The 3,034-nt window shown below is 36.3% G+C and carries 1 protein-coding gene; it reads left to right on the top strand.

Features of this window, described 5'->3' with window-relative positions; genetic code table 11:
* Window positions 1-33 precede the first annotated feature (33 nt).
* The coding region (locus tag PLH43_RS13405; RefSeq protein WP_324363944.1) for a VWA domain-containing protein at window positions 34-3,034 on the top strand (3,001 nt) is incomplete at its 3' end.

Below are 3,034 nucleotides of genomic sequence, written 5' to 3'. Positions count from 1 at the left end.
AATATATTATTTTATTAGGGGGAGTAATAAAAAATGTTTGAAGTACTGAAAAAATCAGTAAAGTCTATCATTTCTTTACTCGTAATTCTTTCGTTGATTCTAATGACAACTCTATTTGCCAATGCAAGTGATTTGGCTCTAGATGGAGTACAAAGCAAATTATCCGTCACTACACGCTATTCAGTCCTTGTATTGGACACATCCGGAAGTATGGCAGGGATACCTATTGCAAAGGCAAAAGAAGCGGCGGTTAACTTCTGCAAACAAGTTATGGTCGCAGAAGGTGAGAATTATGTCGCTATAGTTTCTCTTAACTCATCAGCATCAACTATTTGCAATTTCACTAATGATTTAAGTACCCTAATTAGCAGAATAAACTCAATAAGTGCAAGCGGTAACACTAACCATGAAGCGGCTCTTTCAGTTGCGGGGCAATTGCTTGAAAATGTTAGTATACCGGGAGTAATTAAGAATATTGTTTTGATGTCCGACGGGTTACCTGTGAACGGTAAAGCTTCATATAGCGGACCATATACTAGTTCGGATTATTCAGGGTATTATTACGCCAATGCTGCATATGAAAAGGCACAGGAACTTAAAACACAATATTACATATATTCCTTAGGATTTTTTCACAGTTTGAGTGGTAAAGAGCTTACTTTTGCCCGTCGTTTTATGAGCGATTTACAAAGTGAAGGATATTATGAAGTTACTGATCCTAACGAGTTAGATTTTCAATTCGGTAAGATTGCCGGAAATATTCTGAAAAAATCGGGCAAATTTAAGTATGCTGGAATGGTGGTTCAAACCCATGATGCGGAAGCTACATATTATTATGATGACGGATACTTTCTTCAGGACTCTACAATTTATAATCCTCAGTTAGCTACAATGTCATTGTGCCTTGAGCTAACAACGTGGTCCAGTTATGATGTGAAAGATTGGAAGCATAAGAGTAAAAATGCCCGTGAATTGCTTACAGGAGAGGTTCTCACGGCTTCCGGCACTTACGAAAAGGAAACAGAGGGTATTGGATTTAAAGATTTTGAACAAAACGAATTTTGGAATGAACAGCCAACTCGCTATTCAATTGGAGTAGTGGCGGCAAATAAAAAAATTATTGATGTTAGAGATAACGGCAAAGAATATACATTAATTGCACTTGCAGTTCGTGGTGGTGGTTATGCCAGCGAATGGGCGAGCAATTTTAATGTTGGATATACCGGTACGCATGATGGATTTACAAAAGCAAGGGATAATACCCTTGAGTTTTTGAAGAAGTATATTATAGATAAATCAATTACCGGAGATATTAAATTGTGGGTGGTTGGATTTAGCCGTGGAGGTGCTACAGCCAATATGGTTGGTGGAGCATTAAACTTTGGATATGAATTACCAAATGTTTCACTTAAGCATAAGGATCTATTTGTTTATACCTTTGAAGCTCCAAGAGGTGCACAAAAGGCTAGTCTTGATATTCCCAATTATAAAGATTATACTAATATTCACAATGTTGTTAACATTAATGATATAGTGCCGATGGTGGCTCCGCAACAATGGGGCTTTGTTCGATATAATTTTAAAAACGATTATATTCTTCCAAATCAAACTACATCGGATAATTTTTTGGCAAAACGCGATGCGATGCTAAGAGAGTTTTATAAACTTGAAGGGGCACGTGATATTGGTTATAAAGTACAAGAGTTCTCTGAGAAGGCAAACTTAAAAATAGATAAGAAAAAAATACTTCCTTTTGGAGATCCGTTCTATTGGTGGGAAGAATCTAGAGCTTCACAAGAAGATATAATAATGAGTACTATTGATTTTCTTGCTAATGACGTCGTAGGGTCAAGAGATAACTATTATAGAAATTTCCAAAGCGGTGTTATGGAGATATTGGATGTTTTAAATAATGGCAGTGGCAAAATGGACAAGTTCATAGCTGAGTTTTCGGAACAGTTAAATGCCAGTAAAATAATGGAAATACTAAAACCGATATTTAATTTGAATCCGTTCTACAAAAATGAGGATAGATTAGAGGATGTTAAGAAAAATATTGCAAAATTTGTAAGAGAGGTTGCGGACAAGGCAGAACTTAACGTTACGGATGTATTTATAAATTCTTTAACCGATGTTTTGTTTAAAGTATTCGGACAAGTTATAGATGAAGTTTGGAACAATAATACGGATTCTGTTAACTTGATAATTAAGCTTGTTGATTTGCTGCAATCGGAAAGTATTCCACAAGCACATTATCCTGAAGTATGCCTGGCATGGTTAATGTCTCAAGACCCAAATTACAATAAAAATGTCAGTTATAAAAAGACGCCTAGCACCACCAGAATCATATATATTAATTGTCCGGTAGATGTTAATGTATATAATAGTGATAATACTCTTGTTGCTTCTATCGTTGACGATATTCCTCAGGATGTCGGTAGCAGTATTATTTGTTATATAAATGAAAAAGGCGAAAAGGTAATATATCTCCCTGCAGATGAGAATTATCGCGTTAATATTAAAGCAACGGACGACGGTGAAATGAGTTATTCATTGAGAGAGTACGATTTGTTGTACGGTGAGGTTTTGCGGCTTATAAACTACTATAACATTCCTATTGCAAAAGGTGATACATTTACAGGCACAGTAAATGCATTTAGTGATGATGAAATTGAGTCGGGAGTGCCTGACGGTTCGTCGATTGAGTACAAACTCTTAGACAGTTCATCTAGAGAAGTTGCAGGCAGAGAAGAAATTTCCGGTACAGATATTGCTGACAACTATTATAAAGTGACTGTTGATTCAGACAACGATAGCGGATATGTTAACGGTACAGGAACATTCTTAAAGGGTAATTTTGCAAAAGTTGAGGCAATGCCTTTGAGCGGTAGCAGATTTTTAGGCTGGTATCGGGACGGTGAATTGGTTTCTGAAAATGAGGTTTATAGATTTCCGGTAAAAGAAGATGTTAATCTTGTTGCCCAATTTGAGCATGTTGAGAAACACCCGCTAAAACTAAAGGCTAATATTGGAG

This window comes from Acetivibrio sp., assembly GCF_035371925.1.
Lineage (GTDB): Bacteria > Bacillota > Clostridia > Acetivibrionales > Acetivibrionaceae > Hungateiclostridium.
Note: the sequence above shows the minus strand (reverse complement) of the source record. Positions and strands in the feature narration are given on the sequence as shown.